A 15,913-nucleotide genomic window follows, 5' to 3' on the forward strand; every position below is an offset into this window, starting at 1 on the left:
TCTTGGATTATTTTTTATGCCTTACTACTGGGTTAAATCCCGCTATCAGTCTCGAGATCTAAATGCATCCTCGAGTGCCCAAAGCACCTGCGCTTTGGTCTGGAAATAGCGACTGAACAAACTGGAGAGCGAACCCACGATCGTAATATGGCCAAGTTTCGGAATATGAATCAAATGGCTATGATTGCCCTTTTCTCGCAATACCCGATCTAGATCCTGACTATTGAAATGGCCAACGATGTTGTCCTTCTCGGCAATAAACAGATAATGCCGGGTTGGGCTATTTTTAACAAAATAATAAGGCATGACCTGCTGATATGGCACCGTCTGATCAAAAGCATCAGCACAAATCGGATCATTTTTATAATCAAAATGATAAGGCCCCGCCAGACCAATAATCGCACGGATTAGACTGTGGTCAATGCTGGCAGATTGCGGATGATACAGTGCAGACATGACATTGAATGCCCCAGCCGAATGTCCCATCAAAACCAGGTTTTCAGCACAGATATCTAACCGGCCGGCAGACTGCTGCAAGTGGTTCAATAATAAATGCAGATCATGAATATAGGCTGGGAAAATATGTTGTGGTGCCAGATGATAATTCATCACCACCACATCATAGCCTTCTTTGGCAAAGGCCTCACCAATGAACTGATAATCCTTTTTATCCCCATGCAACCACGCGCCGCCATGTACAAAAACAATCAGGGGGCGATGGGGCAAAGGCTGCTGGCTACGGAACAGATCAAAGCGTTGCCGTGATTTTAGACCATAAGCCAGCTGAGTTTCGATCGTGTAACCCTGTTTAGGCGTTAAACGATTCAGCGCATAACTGCCAAAATCATAGAGTCTAAATGCTTGATAGCGTTGCTGGACTTCCAGAATCTGATTCGACAATTGGTTTTTAAAATGACCGACCTTATGGAGCATCGGTTGGTTCAACCGTATCAGGATCTATCGCAACCGGCGTCTGTTCAATACCGGGCTGTGCATAAGCAGGTACTGCAAAGTTCTGACTGCTCAGATTTGAAGACTGTTCAACATTGTCAATCAGGGTCACAATTTTGGTGACATTGCCCACTTGCTGCAATACCTGATTCAGGTCAGCAATTTCTGCGCTGTTCAAACGTCCCATCACATACAGCACGCCATCTTCAGTATGCACATGTACTTTACTGTCCGCAACCACAGTGGCTTTCATGATCAGGCCGCGAGTATTCGCTGTGACCGCAGTATCCTGCATGATGGTGCTATAGCTGATCTGGTTGCCTACAGTAATAAAATTATGTACCGCTTTGACATCGCTCATGGATTTGACATTGTCTTCTGCCAGCTGCTTGAGATGTGCATCGGGCACCTGACCGGTCAGCAAGACATTGCCATGAAAACTTTCAATATTGACGCGAGCCTGTTTGAAGCGCGAATCTAGTTTATAAAGATTAATTTTTGCAGTACGGACAATCGAGGAATCAATAAACACCTGCCCCAAGGTACGCGCCCCACTCTCAGTTCCTACAGGAGCCGTACCTGTGCCGCTAGAAATAAAACTGGCACAACCTGATAAACTTGCGACACACAGCATTGTTATTGCAATACGCTTAACCACTCAGCAAGACTCCTTCATTTTATTACGTCTTTTTCAATCTAATAATCTGTCTTTAAGCTCAGATCATGGCAACTCTGCTTGAACTTTACAATGATCTTGAGGCAAATATAAGCATCTTTAGACCTTATTTTATTCACAGATTAATAAACTCTTGATCAAAAGTAAAAGCATTTTCAATCCATTCCAGATCATAAGGGTATTGCGAAAAGTCATGCTGTAGGGTTTTTGCAAATTGCTGTTTAAAATCAAAACAAATCACGTCAAAACGATAGTAATAGTGTGCAAATTGTGGATTTTTCTGAATAAAGCACATTGCCGTCTTGAGCATCTTGCCCTGTTTTGCTTTCGACACCGACTCGATCGCTTGCGCATATCCGGTGTGTGCACGAGCTTTGACTTCAACAAAGATCAGCTCCTGTTCACGTACCAGAATCAGATCCAGTTCACCATAACGGCTGTGATAATTGGCTGTAAGCAATTGAAATCCCTGCTGCTGCATCAGTTGGGTGGCTTGCTGTTCTGCCCATGTACCTAATTGCTGTCGCATTATTCTCTTTCCCTGTTAGAGCAGCTTTACACCTGTGCCACTGTACTGAAAACATTGCGGAGTACGCTGGACACCGTGTTCAGTGATCTGAATCCGGCCGGTTCTGCCCTGAAATTCAATCGTTTGCAGCCGCGGCTGAGATAAATACTGCTGGATGATGTGCCAGGCATCGCCGCCAAAAGCAATCAGGCGCTGATAAGACAGATTAACCGGTTCCTTGGCATAAGCTTGCAGCACATCCGGCCAATCCGCTAAGTAAAGCACTGGAACATCACAAAACTTGATCCCTTGTGGCAGCTTGTGCTGTTCGCTCATGGCATTGGCTACGGTATACATCCGTGAACGATTTAATTCAGGCATGACAGCCATCCATTCTGCATTGCCCAGAAACAATAATCCTGCTTGGGCATTAAAAATCGTGGTGGTTTATCTACGATTTTAAATTTCAGATCACTCTGGCTCAGCAAGGACATCAACAACAGTTCATGCTCCGCTTCACTGCCCGGCTGGCGTAAAATCAGCAGTTGCCGAATCCCGTCTTTGAATAAAAGTGCTTTTAAGGCAGCGGCATCATCTTTCTTGGATAGACTGAACTGCCAGACATTGGGAGAGACATCAGCCACTTCATTCAGGCTGAGGGTACGTACTTTGGGTTTGCTGTTCAGCAGTTGTTCCACGTCGCTACGTGCCAATGGCCCCACCACCATTCTGGTCTTTTTATTGACATGCTGTTTAAGTAGCTGGGAGATATTTTTCTGATTGGCATTGACCCATTTCAGCGGAATCTTGTGTCCTGAAGCGGTATAGGCACTGAGAAAACCCTGTTTGATACTCGATGCAGCTCGCGCCAAAGGCCCGGATTCGGGTAGAATGATCAACACTTCTGCTTGAACGCTGCTGATGCAGCTGACTAAACACAAGCCTAATATTTTATTTTTCATCTTCCATTTTTTATTATTCAATTTATTCCACATGGAGAAACCTATGAGTGCTCAGTTATTTGTTGTTGCGACTCCAATCGGGCACTTAGATGATATTAGTTATCGTGCAATTCAGGTGTTGAAATCGGTGAGTCTGATTGCTGCTGAGGATACACGAACTTCGGCACAGTTGCTTAAACACTTTAATATTCAAACACCTTTGACTGCATGTCATGAACATAATGAAAGCAACAAAATTGAGCAGCTGATCCAGCGTCTGCTCAATGGCGAAGATATGGCCCTGATCAGTGATGCTGGCACGCCCCTGATTAGCGATCCTGGTTTTAAATTTGTTCGGGCTGCTCAAGCGCATAATATCCGTGTTATTCCTGTGCCCGGTGCTTGTGCTGCGATTGCGGCCTTAAGTGCGGTCGGCTTGCCGAGTGACCGTTTCAGTTTTGAAGGCTTTCTGCCATCCAGACAAAGTCAGCGCCTGCTGAATCTGGAAAAACTCAAAGATGAAACCCAGACCTTAATTTTCTATGAAGCACCGCACCGGATTCTGGAATGCGTTAAAGATATGGCGAGCATATTTGGAGCAGACCGTCCTGTTGGCTTCGCGCGTGAAATTACCAAGACTTTTGAAACCATCAAGAAAATGACTTTAGGTGAACTGGTCGAATTCATTGCTAATGATCATAATCAGCAAAAAGGTGAAATTGTTCTGGTGATTGGCGGAGCAACCGAAGAAAAAGATCTGGATCAGGAAAAGCTGGATAAATTATTGAATCGCTTATTACAGGATCTGTCAGTCAAAGCAGCTTCACAACTGGCAGCAGATTTAACCGGTATCAAAAAGAAAGTGGCTTATCAACGTGCTTTAGAACTGACATCAGCCAACGATTAATATTCTAGCTATCTATCACTTTTATTTTTGCAAAAAAAACACCACAACTGATGTGGTGTTTTTTTATAAAGCCAAGTCAAGGAATGACTTATTCTTTAGCTACTGACTCATCTGCCGGTACTTCAACGATACGGCCGCCACTTGCGAGAAAAGCCGCAATTTCGTCTTCAAGTGCCTGACGCTTCTTTAACTTTGCAGTCACTGTCAAAGTTTCAGCTTCTGCAAGATCGTTATCATTGACGACCTCTGTACTCTCTGTTGCGCCTTTTTCAGCTGCTTTTGCTTCATCATCGTCAACGATTGAATCTTCAACGTCGTCGTCATAATCATTCATGTCTGTCATTTGCATCTCCCCCAAAATGAGCGCTCGCTTTGTATTTAAAGCCAGGTGTCGAATTAAGTGAAATTTAGCAATCTATGTGGCATTCGCCTAGTACCAAATATTAAAAAATCGTATTTTTTTTAAACAAAATCGTTACTCTTTATGGATGTTTGTTTAAAAAATTTACATTTCAACCCTAAGCTGCATAGCGTGTGTCTTTAAGTAAACTCAGACCATTGGCCTGTGCCATAAATGCATCTTTTAACATGGGCTGATTTTCTACCTGTTTCAGACCGAAATTACGTGCCCAAACCATCGGGAAAAATGAAGTCGTTTCCATCCAGCCAATCGCAGACATGCTGTGCATCATGGCATCGTTTTGTCCTTTACGGCGGTGCTCATAACGCTTCAGGCTTTGCTCATGTGCCCAAACACCACGTGACTGATCATGCAGCAATACATCACAGAGCACGGCAGCATCCAGACAGCCAATATTCACCCCTTGACCTGCCAGCGGATGAATCACATGGGCAGCATCACCAATCAAAGCCAGACCATCTTGAACATAGTATTGGGCGGCACGTGCTTTTAATGGAAAAGTCGCACGTGGTGTCGCTTGTACGACCTCACCGAGCATATGATGACTTTCACGGGTCAATAGCTGTGTAAAGTCAGCATCTGACAACCCTGCATATTCTTCAGCATAATCATCCGGCAAAGTCCAGACGATGGATTGCCAATGTCCCTGCTCTTCTTTTTTTAAGCTGGCCATCGGTAAAAAAGCCAGAGGGCCAGTTTCCAGAAAAATCTGGCGCGCCATATGCTGATGGGGCTGTACAGTTTGAATCGCACAGCTGATCCCGGCCTGTTTATAGTCCAGTACATCAATATCGATGAAAGCTTGCTCACGGACAAAGGAGTTGGCACCATCTGCGCCAATCACCAGCTTGGTTTTAAGCTGTGTGCCATCGGCCAGATGAATGATCCAGACACCGACTCCACGTTCTACCCGGCTGACTTTAACTTCGGTACGGTAATCCTGTACAGCGTCAAGCATCTTTTGCTGAATAGCCAGATTCAGGATACTCGGTTCCACCATCGAACCTAAGGCTTGTTCTACTGAGGGTGTTTTTTCTGAAGGCTGGCCGAAATTAATGTCACCATAGCCATTTTTATTCCAGACCTGCATACCGGTATAAGGCTGCTGACGTGCCAGTTTTTCCCATACACCGACTATTTTTAATAGGTGAATGGTTGCCTGACTCAGCGCCAAAACACGTGGATTCGCCACACCTAATGCCTTATCTGCATCTAAAATTGGGGCAGCGTCTAAAACTGTAGGCTGCACACCACCTTGCGCCAGCAGAAGTGCAGTCAGTCCACCGACCAGTCCACCGCCAATAATGACCACATCCAAGATTTCGTTATTTTGATTTAAGCTCATGCTTTTAATCCCATGGCATAATTTGCAACCAAAGGTTTAATGCCTGGAATATTTTCAAAGCAGATTAAGCCTGTGTTACGCATCAGTTTGAGGAATGGATTCTGGTTACTAAAACCGCGTACCACTGAATCACAGAATTTAATGACCCGCTGCTGATCTTTCAGGCGTGATTTTTCGTAGTCCTGTAGCATGGCTGCATCACCTAAATCAGCACCCTGCTCAAGCTGCTCTGCCAAATAGCGATTAAGCACATAAGCATCGCGCATACACAGGTTAAAGCCCTGTCCGGCGACAGGATGGATGGTATGGGCAGCATTGCCCATCAATACCACACGGCCAACGGCCTGTTTTTCTGCCAGGACTTGAGACAATGGGAAGCTAAAACGGCGACCGGTTTTCTGGAATTTTCCGGCACGATCACCATAAGTGTCCTGCAAGGCATCAAGAAAATGCTGATCATTTTCATCGCCCAACCATTCACCTTCTGTGCCTTTTTTTACCGGCCAGACAACGGAACGGCGATATTCACCCGGCAATGGCAATAACGCCAAAGGGCCTAAATGACTGAAACGCTCAAAACCGACATGACCATGGGGCTTCGAGGTTTGTACTGTAGTCACGATCGCGACCTGATTATAATCGTGTTCTGAAGTACCAATGCCCAATGCTTTACGGCAGAAAGAATCACGACCGTCTGCGGCAATGACCAGTTTAGATTGTAAAGTCAGCTCAGATTCACCACGCTGCGCCTGAATATAAGCACAATCGGCATCTTGGGTCAGCGATGTGACTTGTACACCATCAATCAGTTCAATCAGCGGCTGTTGTTTCACTTGGGTCAGCAGCACACGGCCGAGCCAGGCATTTTCAATCACCTGACCGAAACTTTCGACTTTTTCCTGTTCTGCTTTTAGGCATGCCTTACCAAAGCTGCCTTGTTCGGTAATATTGACTTCCAGAATTGGTGTGGCATGTTGCTGTAGTGCATCCCAAAGGCCGAGTTCCTGATAGATCTGTACACTACGGCGCGACAAGGCACTGTTACGCGCATCAAAACTGGAATGATACGGGGCAAGATGTTCATCATCATAATCTGGATATTTGATGGCTTCCAAAAGTTTGACTGCAATATTGGTTTTCGCCAACATCAATGCGAGGCTTAAGCCCACCATCCCACCACCGACAATGATGACTTCTTGTTGCATGCTTACTTCCTTATCTGTTTATTCGCATCTATGGCGAATTACATAAAACGTATACTGGTTTTATCTTACCTCAAGGCTTTAAATTTTTATAATGATTCGTTTTATTTAGTTTTCTTCATGATGATCCAGCCTATATTGAAAAATCAAGACATCACGCTTTTCATTACCCAACTTCGGCAATAGAGTATGAGCATTGATCCGTTCAACAATTTCAAACCCTGTTTTTAAAAGCACTTGGTGTGCCTGTATATGTTCCGCATCACAAAAAGTATCCAGTGATTTAAGTGTAAGATATTGTTTAAAATACTGAATCACCGCTTTCATCGCCTCAAGCATATAGCCCTGACCCTGAAATCGAGGACCAAGTCCGAAATGAACTTCAAGGCTGTTATTTTGCTGTTGAATGATCGTTAGTAATCCGATTGCCAGATGACTTTCTCGCTTAGCAATCACCCATGAAAATCCGTCACTCGGTTGCTGCCAATAGCTTAACGCCCATTTCTGTAACATCTGCTGAGTTTGACTGACTGTTGTATGCACCTGCCGTTGTAAATATTTTGATGCTTCAACGTCGCTACAATACTCTTGGAATAATGAAAATTCATCTCCAACTTTATATGCTCTTAACTCCAACCGAGTTGTCTTTAATTCAGCAACTAAAATATTTATACTCACTTTTATCAACTCAGCATTAAAAAACGGAATGTTATTATTTCATTTGGCACTTATACGATTTGATCGCAAACCTAGTCAAATTGGTATAACTCGATCTACTCGCTTCGCACAATTTTGAATACATACTGATGCTCGTAGATCCTGAATGATAAAATTGTGAATCAAGCCATTTATAAATGAGCTGATATTCACTTTCAGTAGTAGGAGGCCCATTTACAATCACTATTCTTTTCTTATTTTAAGATAATTGTATAAATATAACTCGATCTTTGAGCTAACAGATATTTTAAAAAAATTTATCCAACCATGTACAATCTAATCTTATTTGTATGATAGTGATCATCAATCTTTAGCTAGGCATTGTTGTAGATCTGAGGATGGTTCTATTAATAACGTATAAACACCTAATAAAAAAACCCCGGAAATCTACCGAGGTTTCTTCATCTTCCACACTATTTCTATCCTCTCGACAAGCTAATCGAAGACATGAATCCTATCTTGCAAGCAACTCGCCCAGGAAGATTAGCTTAACGCACAATATTGGTATGATGATCTGTGTGGTGTACTGTTTTACCCAACTTTGTTCCTGTATAAATTAGGTACAATGCCGACAAACCAACCAATACATAAATAATTCGAGATAAGGCGCTCATATCACCAAAGATCGCAGCGACCAAATTAAAATCGAATGCACCAATTAAGCCCCAATTGATGCCACCAATGATTGTTAAAGCATAAGCAATCCAGTCAATCGTATTTAATCTCATAAGTGTTCTCCTGCTCTTATTTAAGTTTATTTAAGGATCAGAGAAAGTATGAGAATCTCAGCCCATTTAATATGTAGCTTTGATGCTAAAAACGGATTTTCTGTGTTGACTTCCTGTCAATTTTTAAGCTGTAAATTTTACTTAGGTGAGTTTTATTTGACTTGTTCGATATAAACGTAAGCTAAGTCACTTTTTGATCGATTCGATATAGCTAGGAATTCTTGTTTAAAACGGCATAGAAATGTCATAAAAAAAGCCGATTTCGCGACCGGCTTTCTGTATTTTTCTTGGATTAGGCAGCGCGGGCTTTCGCCATTAATGCCTCAATCTCTTCTACCGTTTTGACGACTTTCGCGGTTAAAACTAGCGGGCCATTTGCAGTGGCCACCACATCATCTTCAATCCTAATGCCAATTCCACGCCATTTAGCATCTACTGTTTCATCATCAGGCGCGATATAAAGACCCGGCTCAACGGTCACGACCATACCCTCTTCATACGAGCGCCATTCACCGTCCACCTTATAAGCACCGACATCATGCACATCCATACCGAGCCAATGTCCCGTACCATGCATGTAGAACTGACGAAAAGCTTCTTTTTCTATAATCTCGTCGATATTACCCTGCATCAAGCCAAGATCGAGCAAACCCTGCACCAAAATACGCACTGCAACATTGTGAGGTTCTTTATACGAGTTACCAATTTGCACGGCATTGATCGCAGCGATTTGAGCATCCAGTACTACGTTATATAAGGCTTTCTGTTCCGGACTGAATTTACCATTTACCGGAAAGGTACGGGTAATGTCTGAAGCATAGAACTGATATTCAGCTGCAGCATCAATCAGGACTAAATCGCCATCTTTCAGTTCTTTGTCATTTTCTACATAATGCAGGATGCAGGCATTTTCACCGCCACCGACAATACTGTTATAAGCCGGAACACCGCCATTTTTGCCAAAGACATAATTCAGCTCGGCTTCCAGCGCATATTCCATCATACCCGGACGTACTGCTCGCATCGCTTGCGTATGTGCATCAGCAGAAATATCGGAAGCAATCTGCATCAGTTCGATTTCATTTGCATCTTTATGCAGACGCATTTCATCAACAATACGATCCAGCTGAATTACTTGCGCTGGCACAGAAGTACCACGACGGCTTTCACCACTTGCAGTTGCAATCCATTTGGCGACACGCGCATCAAACTCTGCATGCTGTCCAATGCGATAAAATAACTGGTCTTTATTTTGTAATTTTTCCAGAATTCCTTCATCTAGCAGATCAATCGGATAGGCTTCATCTGCATCATAATCCTGCATCGCCCCATCAATCCCTGCACGATAGCCATTCCAGATTTCCATTTCCCGGTTACGTTCCCGGCAGAATAAACTATAGCTATAGCCTTCTTCTTCAGTGTCAAAGGTTTCAATCACAGCCACAGCTTCAGGTTCTGAAAATCCGGTTAAATAGAAGAAACTACTGTCTGCACGGTATTTATAATCTGCATCACGGTTACGCATCGCCACCGGACTGGTCGCGATAATCGCAATACTGCGTAAACCAATTTCCCCTGCGAGAATACTGCGACGTTCCTGAAAATCAGCTTGTGTTAATTTCTTCATTACACCTTACTTCTTGTCAATTCATGCTTTTATTGAAATATTCTCTTGAAAACAGAACATATATTCTAATGAAACAGCAAAATATATGCCTGATTTCAAGCAGTGTGATGACATAGCTAACTATTTAGTTAGCTTGGACGTTTAGGCGAGAAAATTTCGACCACGCTTTGCGCCTCTGTAGCAGAAACCTGAGGCTGCACTTTTTGTGTCAATTGCTGCAAGAGTGGCGTTTCCTCAACCTCCACCTTCTTACGTCCCAAAGACAGGCTCACTGGAATCAGGCGCACAAATTCATACAATTCCTGATAGCTTTCTTCACCTTCGGCATCATCGTCTGAGTCTTCAAACTCAACCGCGGCTACATCTTGTAAATGTTCAATCAGTTCTACTTCGTCCTGACGAATATGACCAGAAGCCAGACCAAAACCTAACACCACGCCTGCGCACCAGTCCGCCAATGCCTGCACACGTTCTGAGAGCACATGCTCATCATCTGGAAGCAAAGGTAAATAATCCAGTTCATCTTCAGACAATGCATGGAAAACATCTTCAGCTTCGCCAGTCAACAGTTCTAATGCTTCGGCATCCAGTTCAGGCACATCCAGTGTTTCTAAAATCTGTAACCATTCTTCACTGCTCGGTGCCTGGGTGACACAAACAATCCCGGTCAGCAAACCATGCAGTTCACTCGGGCTAGAAATTTCCTCAATTGAAGAAAAATTGCGGTGCCATTCGGTCCAACCTGAAATATCGTCTTGCATTCGTTTATCCAATCTCTATACTGCTTATATATTACCTCTGTTTGCAACACTGTGCGACCTCGATATGTTAGAAGAATTACAGCGTCTACAAGTGCAGATTGGCGTGTTAAAAACGCGACTCGCACGGCTTGAAAGTGAGAATTCCAGTTTGCGCGAAGAGCAAGACTCTTCCATGGTGCAACATCAACAGCAAATTGAACAAAAGAACAGCGTGATTGCGCAAAAACAACAAGAAAATGAACACCTGACCGAACAGCTGACAGATTCTCGTGCCCAGTTTCAACTGCTCAATAATGATGCAACTGCACTGGCAGACCGTTATGGCCGTCTGGAAAAAAGCTGTACCGATCTGAAAAACCGTTTTCAGGAAATTCTGGCTGAACGAAATGAACTGCGGGTTTTGAAGGAAAAGATGCTGATCGAGCAGCGTCATGCCCAACAGGAAATTCAGCGCCTCAATCAGGAATCTGAGCGTTTAACCCAGAAAAATGAAAATGCCAAAGCCAAAGTTGAGGCGATTATTCAACGTCTGGCAATTCTCGGTACTGCGCAGGATCATCATGCACAAGAAATCCAACAACTGGCCCATCCGACTGAAGTGACTGAGGAAGCCTCATCATGAGTGAACAAATTGCAATTGATCTCAGAGTATTGGGGCATAGTTTCCGTCTGGCCTCTACTCCTGACAAGCAGGAAGAATTAGAGCGCGCGGCACAGTTATTGAATGATAAATACGATGAATTTCGTCGTAAAGCACCACGCATGGAACCCAGCAAGCTGATTATCATGGTGGCACTTGAGCTGATGCAGGAAGTCTTGAACATGAACAGATCACTGCAACAATATGCGCATTGCGAGCGTTTGTTACAAACCATTTTAGAAGAAGTTGAGGAACTAACAGAATAATCTCATATTCTGTTTAAACTTCGGCCATTTGGCTGAACTGTTTACAGTTCATGAACAGCATAGAGTTGCCACACCGACATTATCGTTTATAATTAACTTATCTCTGAGGTGTTCGCCAGCGGGTCTATATCCCTGCCGATACTTATATCTCCGGATGCGTTCTGCATATTTAGAGTGTATGCCTGCCTTCGTGCAGGAAACCCAGCAAGTATGCGTCGCGTCCACCTTGAACTCATCGGGTTCAGGGTAACGACATGCAGCGGCATCTTCGGAGTACTTTAATTTTTTGCTTAAAATATACTTATAATTCTCTTAAAATCCTTTCTAAACTTTCTCTCAGTTTTATATTTCAGTATTTATCTCGGTCATTTCTCAAAGTTCATTTTATTCATACCATTATCTGGTAGGCCTATAAAATGCTTAACAAGAAAATCGCTTTAACTTTCTTTTAAATACACATTGAATTTTCAAGTTATTTGATCTCGATCTAAAATAAACATGGCCCAGATTGCGGCAGGAATCCAGCCTAAAATTGAAATCTGCAGCATGAGACATATTGTTGCTTCAACCGGTTTGTGAATGGTCATAAATAAGGACCAGGGGAAAATAAAGGCAATCATCAACTTCATTTTAAATACCCTCTTGTGTTCGTGTTTGCAATTTTAATATCCAGTTTTTACTGGACTCTGTGTTCGCTCTTTTTAGTGTTATCAAAAAAAATATGCATGCTGTATCATTCTAAAAAACATCTCAAAAGCCTAATTCAGTTAGCTTAAATGCAGCTTAAAAATTATTTTAAATCAGCTTAGCGAACTTATATTTTCAGTTATCGTCTTGACGTTTTTATGAAAAAGACCTTGCTTTCACTCGCGCTGCCCAGCAGCTTTTCACTCGACTGAAACCCCTCATCTTTGGGCTGTTTAGGTGAAAACTGATTGCTACTTGGCAGCCGTATTCAAGGGTGATACCCGCCAAATCACGTCACCGACATCATCAGCCACTAAAATAGCGCCTGCAGAATCTACGGTTACACCAACAGGGCGCCCAAATGCTTTGCCCTGCTCGCTTAAAAATCCGGTTAAGACATCTTGAGGCTGACCGAAAGGCTGGCCATTTTGAAAGGGAACAAAAATCACTTTATAGCCACTATGCGGTTTGCGGTTCCATGAGCCATGCTGGCCAATCAGTGCACCATTTCGATAATGAGGCATTAGATCTGCTGTATAAAAACTTAAGCCCAATGATGCTGTATGATTACCCAAAGCATAGTCTGGTGGAATTGCCCGTGCCACCCGTGCAGGGTTTTGCGGCTTGACCCGTGTATCTACATGTTGGCCATAATAACTATAGGGCCAGCCATAAAAAGCACCGTCTTTAACCGAGGTGAGATAATCTGGAACCAGATCATTGCCGAGCTCATCACGCTCATTGACTACCGTCCAGAGTTTGCCACTCTGTGGTTGCCAGTCCATACCATTCGGATTACGAAGTCCGGTTGCAAAAGGTCGTGCTTGAGTATTGGCCAGGTCAAATTCCATGATCAGTGCCCGACCTTCTTCTTGATCCAAGCCATTTTCAGCTACGTTACTGTTGGAACCTACCGTAATATAGAGTTTGCTGCCCGTAGGATTGGCAATGACATTTTTGGTCCAGTGATGGTTTAAACGACCCGCCGGTAAATCCAGTACTTTGGTGCCGGTTGCAGTAATTTGAGTAGCACCTGCTTGATAAGGAAAGCGCATCAGGGCATCAGTATTGGCCACATACAACATATTGCCGACCAGTACCATGCCAAATGGAGAGTTGAGATTCTGTAAAAATACAGTTTTTTGTTCAGCGACTCCATCACCATTATTGTCACGAAGCAGACTAATGCGGTTAGCACTCGGATGCGATGAGCCGGCTCGCTGCATTACCCATTTCATGATTTTGCCTTTAATTCCTTTGCTATCATCAGGCTTAGGTGGTGCATCGGTTTCGGCCACCAGCACATCACCATTTGGCAATACATAGATCCAGCGCGGATGCTGCAACCCTTTGGCAAATGCCTGAACTTTTAAACCTGTAGCGGGAGTGGGCATTTTGCCCTCAGGCCAACCTTTGGCAGGTGCAATATTGACTGTAGGCAGCAAGCTGGATTTTGGTTTGGGTAACTGTGGCTGGGAACCATAACTGTCAGCAATTGGCGACTTGGATGGCATAGTACAAGCCGTCATCGCCAGCAGAAGTGCCAAGCCTGCACCAGGCAAAAAAAAGTGAACCGGCTGAATAGGCATTTTTATCTCTTGTTATTTTTTATCGTCATCGACTTACTTTAAAAAACAATTGGAGATGCTACTAGCGGCTTGATGTTTTTTCTGGTTATGAATTGGTTATCAATTTTGAAGTAGATTTGTTTTTTTGTCGTAGCAGCATGATGCACAAGAGCTAAAAGAATTCTGATCAGCCATTCGATTCAGGGATTGTTGTAGTTCATCCAAGCAAAGCTCTGTTTTAAGGTTTCAGATACTGTTCAAAAGAAAAGCCCATCTTTTGATGAGCTTCTACGTGCAGATTAGACCTGAATGATCCTAAACCTAGAGAATCTATGAATAAGAGAGTCGGATATTCGTCTGAAATACTTCAAAAACAATTAAGGGAAGTCCTCCAAACAGCTGGGTAAGATTGTGCTACACAGCCAGATCCACTGGAATGAAAGATAAGATCCGTGGCTCTCAACCACGAAATGCCGCTTCAATCGCGGAGATGTCAATTTTCTTCATGGTCATCATTGCATCAAAGGCGCGTTTGGCGGCGGCACGGTCAGAACTGGTCACTGCCTGAATAAGCACAATTGGTGTAATCTGCCAGGAAATGCCCCACTTGTCTTTACACCAGCCACACTCGCTTTCCTGACCGCCATTGCCAACAATTGCATTCCAGTATCGGTCGGTTTCTTCCTGATCTTCAGTTGCCACCTGAAATGAGAATGCTTCGTTATGCTGGAATGCCGGGCCACCATTTAGTCCAATGCAGCTAATACCCAGCACCCTAAAGTCAACGGTGATGACATCGCCTTCTTTTCCAGAAGGATAGTCTCCGGGTGCAAGGTTGATCGCGCCAATTGAGGAGTCAGGAAATGTCTCGGCATAAAATCGTGCAGCAGCTTCAGCGTCGTTATCATACCAGAGGCAGATGGTGTTCTTCGCAATATTCATCATGTTCAATCTCCATTGATTTAGGTCTTACGCGCTCTGCCTAGGCACAATGTGTTAGATCTATTGGGTTAATCAGAGATCTGATCCCTTATCTATAATTCACTCAAAAACACAAAAAATCGATTTTAGATTTGTACCTTTATTAATCAAAATCTGTTTCATGATCATCAAAATGATGACTTAAAAACGCATGCTTCACAGAAAATAAAAAAATTATGACATTTTAAGCAGCCAATAATTCAATGCCTTTAATTGACCAATTTTAATCAAGTTTTTAGAGATGAGATTCATTATGAAATTTGCTGAACTTAACCAAGTTGCTACCTCGTCATATGAGAATCAAGATCACAATTATTTTTTACTTTTCCAGAATTCCCACTTAGACTAGAGCACACTTTTGTTAGATCCGCTTTTTGCCCTATGACCATTCAAGAATTAAGAAGATACCTGCGTAAAACACGTCGTCATCTTTCTAAATTTGAGCAAAGGCAAGCTGCACAAAAAGTTTTAAATCGCCTTATACGCAGCCCGCAATTTATTCATGCCAAGCACATCGGCATTTATCTGCATGCTTTTGGTGAGATTCATACCCACACCATTATTGAACGCTGCTTTAAACTGGGAAAACAGGTCTATCTGCCTACGATTTGCGACATGAATCAACAGCTGGTCTGGATTCGAATCAGCCAGCATCAATATCGCAACAAGCGCTTTGCCTATCATCGGCTGGGAATGCGGGAGTCCATGACGACACGTGGTACTCATGTTTCTAAGCTGGATTTATTGATCATGCCGCTGCTGGCCTGTGATCATTCAGGGACACGAATCGGGATGGGTGGCGGTTTTTATGATCGAACCCTGGCTTCTGCGCCCGGGCGTCCATTCCGTCTGGGACTGGCGCATGACTTTCAACTGCTTAGCCAGCCCTTAAAACGGGAAAAATGGGATCAACCCTTGGATGCTCTTATTACCCCGACAGTTTTTTTAGCTTTCAAACGCTAATTTTTCAATTTCCCTGTTGTGAAC

The 15,913-nt window shown here is 43.4% G+C and carries 17 protein-coding genes, 1 other RNA gene and 1 pseudogene; 5 read left to right on the forward strand and 14 right to left on the reverse strand.

The window, feature by feature from the left end:
- Nucleotides 1-45: 45 nt before the first annotated feature.
- The 4 genes and pseudogenes from FTV48_RS03600 to FTV48_RS03615 all read right to left on the reverse strand — a co-directional run bounded on the left by FTV48_RS03600 (nucleotide 46) and on the right by FTV48_RS03615 (nucleotide 3,130).
- Nucleotides 46-933 carry an alpha/beta hydrolase gene (locus FTV48_RS03600; RefSeq protein ID WP_179999433.1) on the reverse strand — a complete coding sequence of 296 codons (888 nt, stop codon included), beginning with the start codon at nucleotides 931-933 and terminating at the stop codon, nucleotides 46-48.
- On the reverse strand, nucleotides 923-1,609 hold the full coding sequence (locus FTV48_RS03605) for a BON domain-containing protein (RefSeq protein WP_179999434.1): 687 nt from the start codon (nucleotides 1,607-1,609) through the stop codon (nucleotides 923-925). Before FTV48_RS03605 ends, FTV48_RS03600 begins: the two co-directional genes overlap by 11 nt.
- A gap of 133 nt (nucleotides 1,610-1,742) precedes the next feature.
- Nucleotides 1,743-2,156 (reverse strand): YraN family protein, encoded by a 414-nt coding sequence (locus FTV48_RS03610; RefSeq protein ID WP_179999436.1) that lies wholly within the window; start codon nucleotides 2,154-2,156, stop codon nucleotides 1,743-1,745.
- 15 nt (nucleotides 2,157-2,171) lie between these two features.
- Nucleotides 2,172-3,130 (reverse strand): annotated as a pseudogene (locus FTV48_RS03615) (penicillin-binding protein activator).
- Between the two features lie 10 nt (nucleotides 3,131-3,140).
- Between FTV48_RS03615 and rsmI the strand changes: the two are divergent.
- On the forward strand, nucleotides 3,141-3,983 hold the full coding sequence (rsmI, locus tag FTV48_RS03620; RefSeq protein WP_005096362.1) for a 16S rRNA (cytidine(1402)-2'-O)-methyltransferase: 843 nt from the start codon (nucleotides 3,141-3,143) through the stop codon (nucleotides 3,981-3,983).
- An 88-nt stretch (nucleotides 3,984-4,071) separates the two neighbouring features.
- Here the strand turns inward: rsmI and FTV48_RS03625 are convergent, their stop codons facing one another.
- The 7 genes from FTV48_RS03625 to FTV48_RS03655 form a co-directional block, all read right to left on the reverse strand.
- Nucleotides 4,072-4,326 (reverse strand): hypothetical protein, encoded by a 255-nt coding sequence (locus tag FTV48_RS03625; RefSeq protein ID WP_005171865.1) that lies wholly within the window; start codon nucleotides 4,324-4,326, stop codon nucleotides 4,072-4,074.
- A gap of 175 nt (nucleotides 4,327-4,501) precedes the next feature.
- Nucleotides 4,502-5,749 carry an FAD-dependent monooxygenase gene (locus FTV48_RS03630; RefSeq protein ID WP_179999437.1) on the reverse strand — a complete coding sequence of 416 codons (1,248 nt, stop codon included), beginning with the start codon at nucleotides 5,747-5,749 and terminating at the stop codon, nucleotides 4,502-4,504.
- Nucleotides 5,746-6,954: a 2-octaprenyl-6-methoxyphenyl hydroxylase gene (gene ubiH / locus FTV48_RS03635; RefSeq protein WP_179999439.1), complete on the reverse strand. Its 1,209-nt coding sequence runs from the start codon at nucleotides 6,952-6,954 to the stop codon at nucleotides 5,746-5,748. Before ubiH ends, FTV48_RS03630 begins: the two co-directional genes overlap by 4 nt.
- Before the next feature lie 105 nt (nucleotides 6,955-7,059).
- Entirely contained in the window at nucleotides 7,060-7,629 is a 570-nt protein-coding gene (locus tag FTV48_RS03640) for a GNAT family N-acetyltransferase (protein ID WP_179999440.1), read from the reverse strand.
- 527 nt (nucleotides 7,630-8,156) lie between these two features.
- The gene (locus tag FTV48_RS03645; RefSeq protein WP_005107468.1) at nucleotides 8,157-8,396 is read right to left on the reverse strand and encodes a DUF378 domain-containing protein; all 240 of its coding nucleotides are present in this window, start codon (nucleotides 8,394-8,396) and stop codon (nucleotides 8,157-8,159) included.
- Between the two features lie 292 nt (nucleotides 8,397-8,688).
- Nucleotides 8,689-10,023, reverse strand: a complete 1,335-nt coding sequence (pepP, locus tag FTV48_RS03650; RefSeq protein ID WP_179999442.1) for a Xaa-Pro aminopeptidase — start codon at nucleotides 10,021-10,023, stop codon at nucleotides 8,689-8,691.
- Nucleotides 10,024-10,151: 128 nt separating this feature from the next.
- A complete protein-coding gene (locus FTV48_RS03655) occupies nucleotides 10,152-10,784 on the reverse strand; it encodes a UPF0149 family protein (RefSeq protein WP_005096352.1) in 633 nt (210 codons plus the stop codon).
- A gap of 64 nt (nucleotides 10,785-10,848) precedes the next feature.
- Between FTV48_RS03655 and FTV48_RS03660 the strand changes: the two genes are divergently transcribed.
- The 3 genes from FTV48_RS03660 (at nucleotide 10,849) to ssrS (ending at nucleotide 11,968) form a co-directional block, all read left to right on the forward strand.
- Entirely contained in the window at nucleotides 10,849-11,406 is a 558-nt protein-coding gene (locus tag FTV48_RS03660; protein WP_100328787.1) for a hypothetical protein, read from the forward strand.
- Nucleotides 11,403-11,690: a cell division protein ZapA gene (locus FTV48_RS03665; protein ID WP_004279505.1), complete on the forward strand. Its 288-nt coding sequence runs from the start codon at nucleotides 11,403-11,405 to the stop codon at nucleotides 11,688-11,690. Before FTV48_RS03660 ends, FTV48_RS03665 begins: the two co-directional genes overlap by 4 nt.
- 97 nt (nucleotides 11,691-11,787) lie before the next feature.
- Nucleotides 11,788-11,968: non-coding RNA, 6S RNA (gene ssrS, locus FTV48_RS03670), on the forward strand.
- Nucleotides 11,969-12,157: 189 nt separating this feature from the next.
- Here ssrS and FTV48_RS03675 read toward each other — a convergent pair.
- The 3 genes from FTV48_RS03675 to FTV48_RS03685 form a co-directional block, all read right to left on the reverse strand.
- A complete protein-coding gene (locus FTV48_RS03675; RefSeq protein ID WP_005096350.1) occupies nucleotides 12,158-12,319 on the reverse strand; it encodes a YqaE/Pmp3 family membrane protein in 162 nt (53 codons plus the stop codon).
- A gap of 309 nt (nucleotides 12,320-12,628) precedes the next feature.
- A complete protein-coding gene (locus FTV48_RS03680) occupies nucleotides 12,629-13,906 on the reverse strand; it encodes a sorbosone dehydrogenase family protein (RefSeq protein WP_227523622.1) in 1,278 nt (425 codons plus the stop codon).
- A 498-nt stretch (nucleotides 13,907-14,404) separates the two neighbouring features.
- Nucleotides 14,405-14,887 (reverse strand): VOC family protein, encoded by a 483-nt coding sequence (locus FTV48_RS03685; protein ID WP_171063357.1) that lies wholly within the window; start codon nucleotides 14,885-14,887, stop codon nucleotides 14,405-14,407.
- 420 nt (nucleotides 14,888-15,307) lie between these two features.
- On the opposite strand from FTV48_RS03685, the gene FTV48_RS03690 reads away from it, so the two are divergent.
- Complete coding sequence (locus FTV48_RS03690; RefSeq protein ID WP_100355263.1) at nucleotides 15,308-15,889, forward strand: 5-formyltetrahydrofolate cyclo-ligase; 582 nt, start codon at nucleotides 15,308-15,310, stop codon at nucleotides 15,887-15,889.
- The last annotated feature ends 24 nt before the right edge of the window (nucleotides 15,890-15,913 follow it).

It is taken from the genome of Acinetobacter sp. YH18001 (assembly GCF_013416975.1).
In the GTDB taxonomy this organism is placed as follows: Bacteria; Pseudomonadota; Gammaproteobacteria; order Pseudomonadales; family Moraxellaceae; genus Acinetobacter; species Acinetobacter pseudolwoffii.

What these genes read in the sequence shown, in the direction of transcription:
- FTV48_RS03625 (WP_005171865.1), bottom strand. Translation starts at nt 4,326, where the DNA reads ATGACAGACATGAATGATTATGACGACGACGTTGAAGATTCAATCGTT.
- FTV48_RS03690 (WP_100355263.1), top strand. Translation starts at nt 15,308, where the DNA reads ATGACCATTCAAGAATTAAGAAGATACCTGCGTAAAACACGTCGTCAT.
- FTV48_RS03630 (WP_179999437.1), bottom strand. Translation starts at nt 5,749, where the DNA reads ATGAGCTTAAATCAAAATAACGAAATCTTGGATGTGGTCATTATTGGC.
- FTV48_RS03600 (WP_179999433.1), bottom strand. Translation starts at nt 933, where the DNA reads ATGCTCCATAAGGTCGGTCATTTTAAAAACCAATTGTCGAATCAGATT.
- ubiH (WP_179999439.1), bottom strand. Translation starts at nt 6,954, where the DNA reads ATGCAACAAGAAGTCATCATTGTCGGTGGTGGGATGGTGGGCTTAAGC.
- FTV48_RS03655 (WP_005096352.1), bottom strand. Translation starts at nt 10,784, where the DNA reads ATGCAAGACGATATTTCAGGTTGGACCGAATGGCACCGCAATTTTTCT.
- FTV48_RS03660 (WP_100328787.1), top strand. Translation starts at nt 10,849, where the DNA reads ATGTTAGAAGAATTACAGCGTCTACAAGTGCAGATTGGCGTGTTAAAA.
- FTV48_RS03665 (WP_004279505.1), top strand. Translation starts at nt 11,403, where the DNA reads ATGAGTGAACAAATTGCAATTGATCTCAGAGTATTGGGGCATAGTTTC.
- rsmI (WP_005096362.1), top strand. Translation starts at nt 3,141, where the DNA reads ATGAGTGCTCAGTTATTTGTTGTTGCGACTCCAATCGGGCACTTAGAT.
- FTV48_RS03610 (WP_179999436.1), bottom strand. Translation starts at nt 2,156, where the DNA reads ATGCGACAGCAATTAGGTACATGGGCAGAACAGCAAGCCACCCAACTG.
- FTV48_RS03680 (WP_227523622.1), bottom strand. Translation starts at nt 13,906, where the DNA reads ATGACGGCTTGTACTATGCCATCCAAGTCGCCAATTGCTGACAGTTAT.
- pepP (WP_179999442.1), bottom strand. Translation starts at nt 10,023, where the DNA reads ATGAAGAAATTAACACAAGCTGATTTTCAGGAACGTCGCAGTATTCTC.
- FTV48_RS03685 (WP_171063357.1), bottom strand. Translation starts at nt 14,887, where the DNA reads ATGAATATTGCGAAGAACACCATCTGCCTCTGGTATGATAACGACGCT.
- FTV48_RS03675 (WP_005096350.1), bottom strand. Translation starts at nt 12,319, where the DNA reads ATGAAGTTGATGATTGCCTTTATTTTCCCCTGGTCCTTATTTATGACC.
- FTV48_RS03645 (WP_005107468.1), bottom strand. Translation starts at nt 8,396, where the DNA reads ATGAGATTAAATACGATTGACTGGATTGCTTATGCTTTAACAATCATT.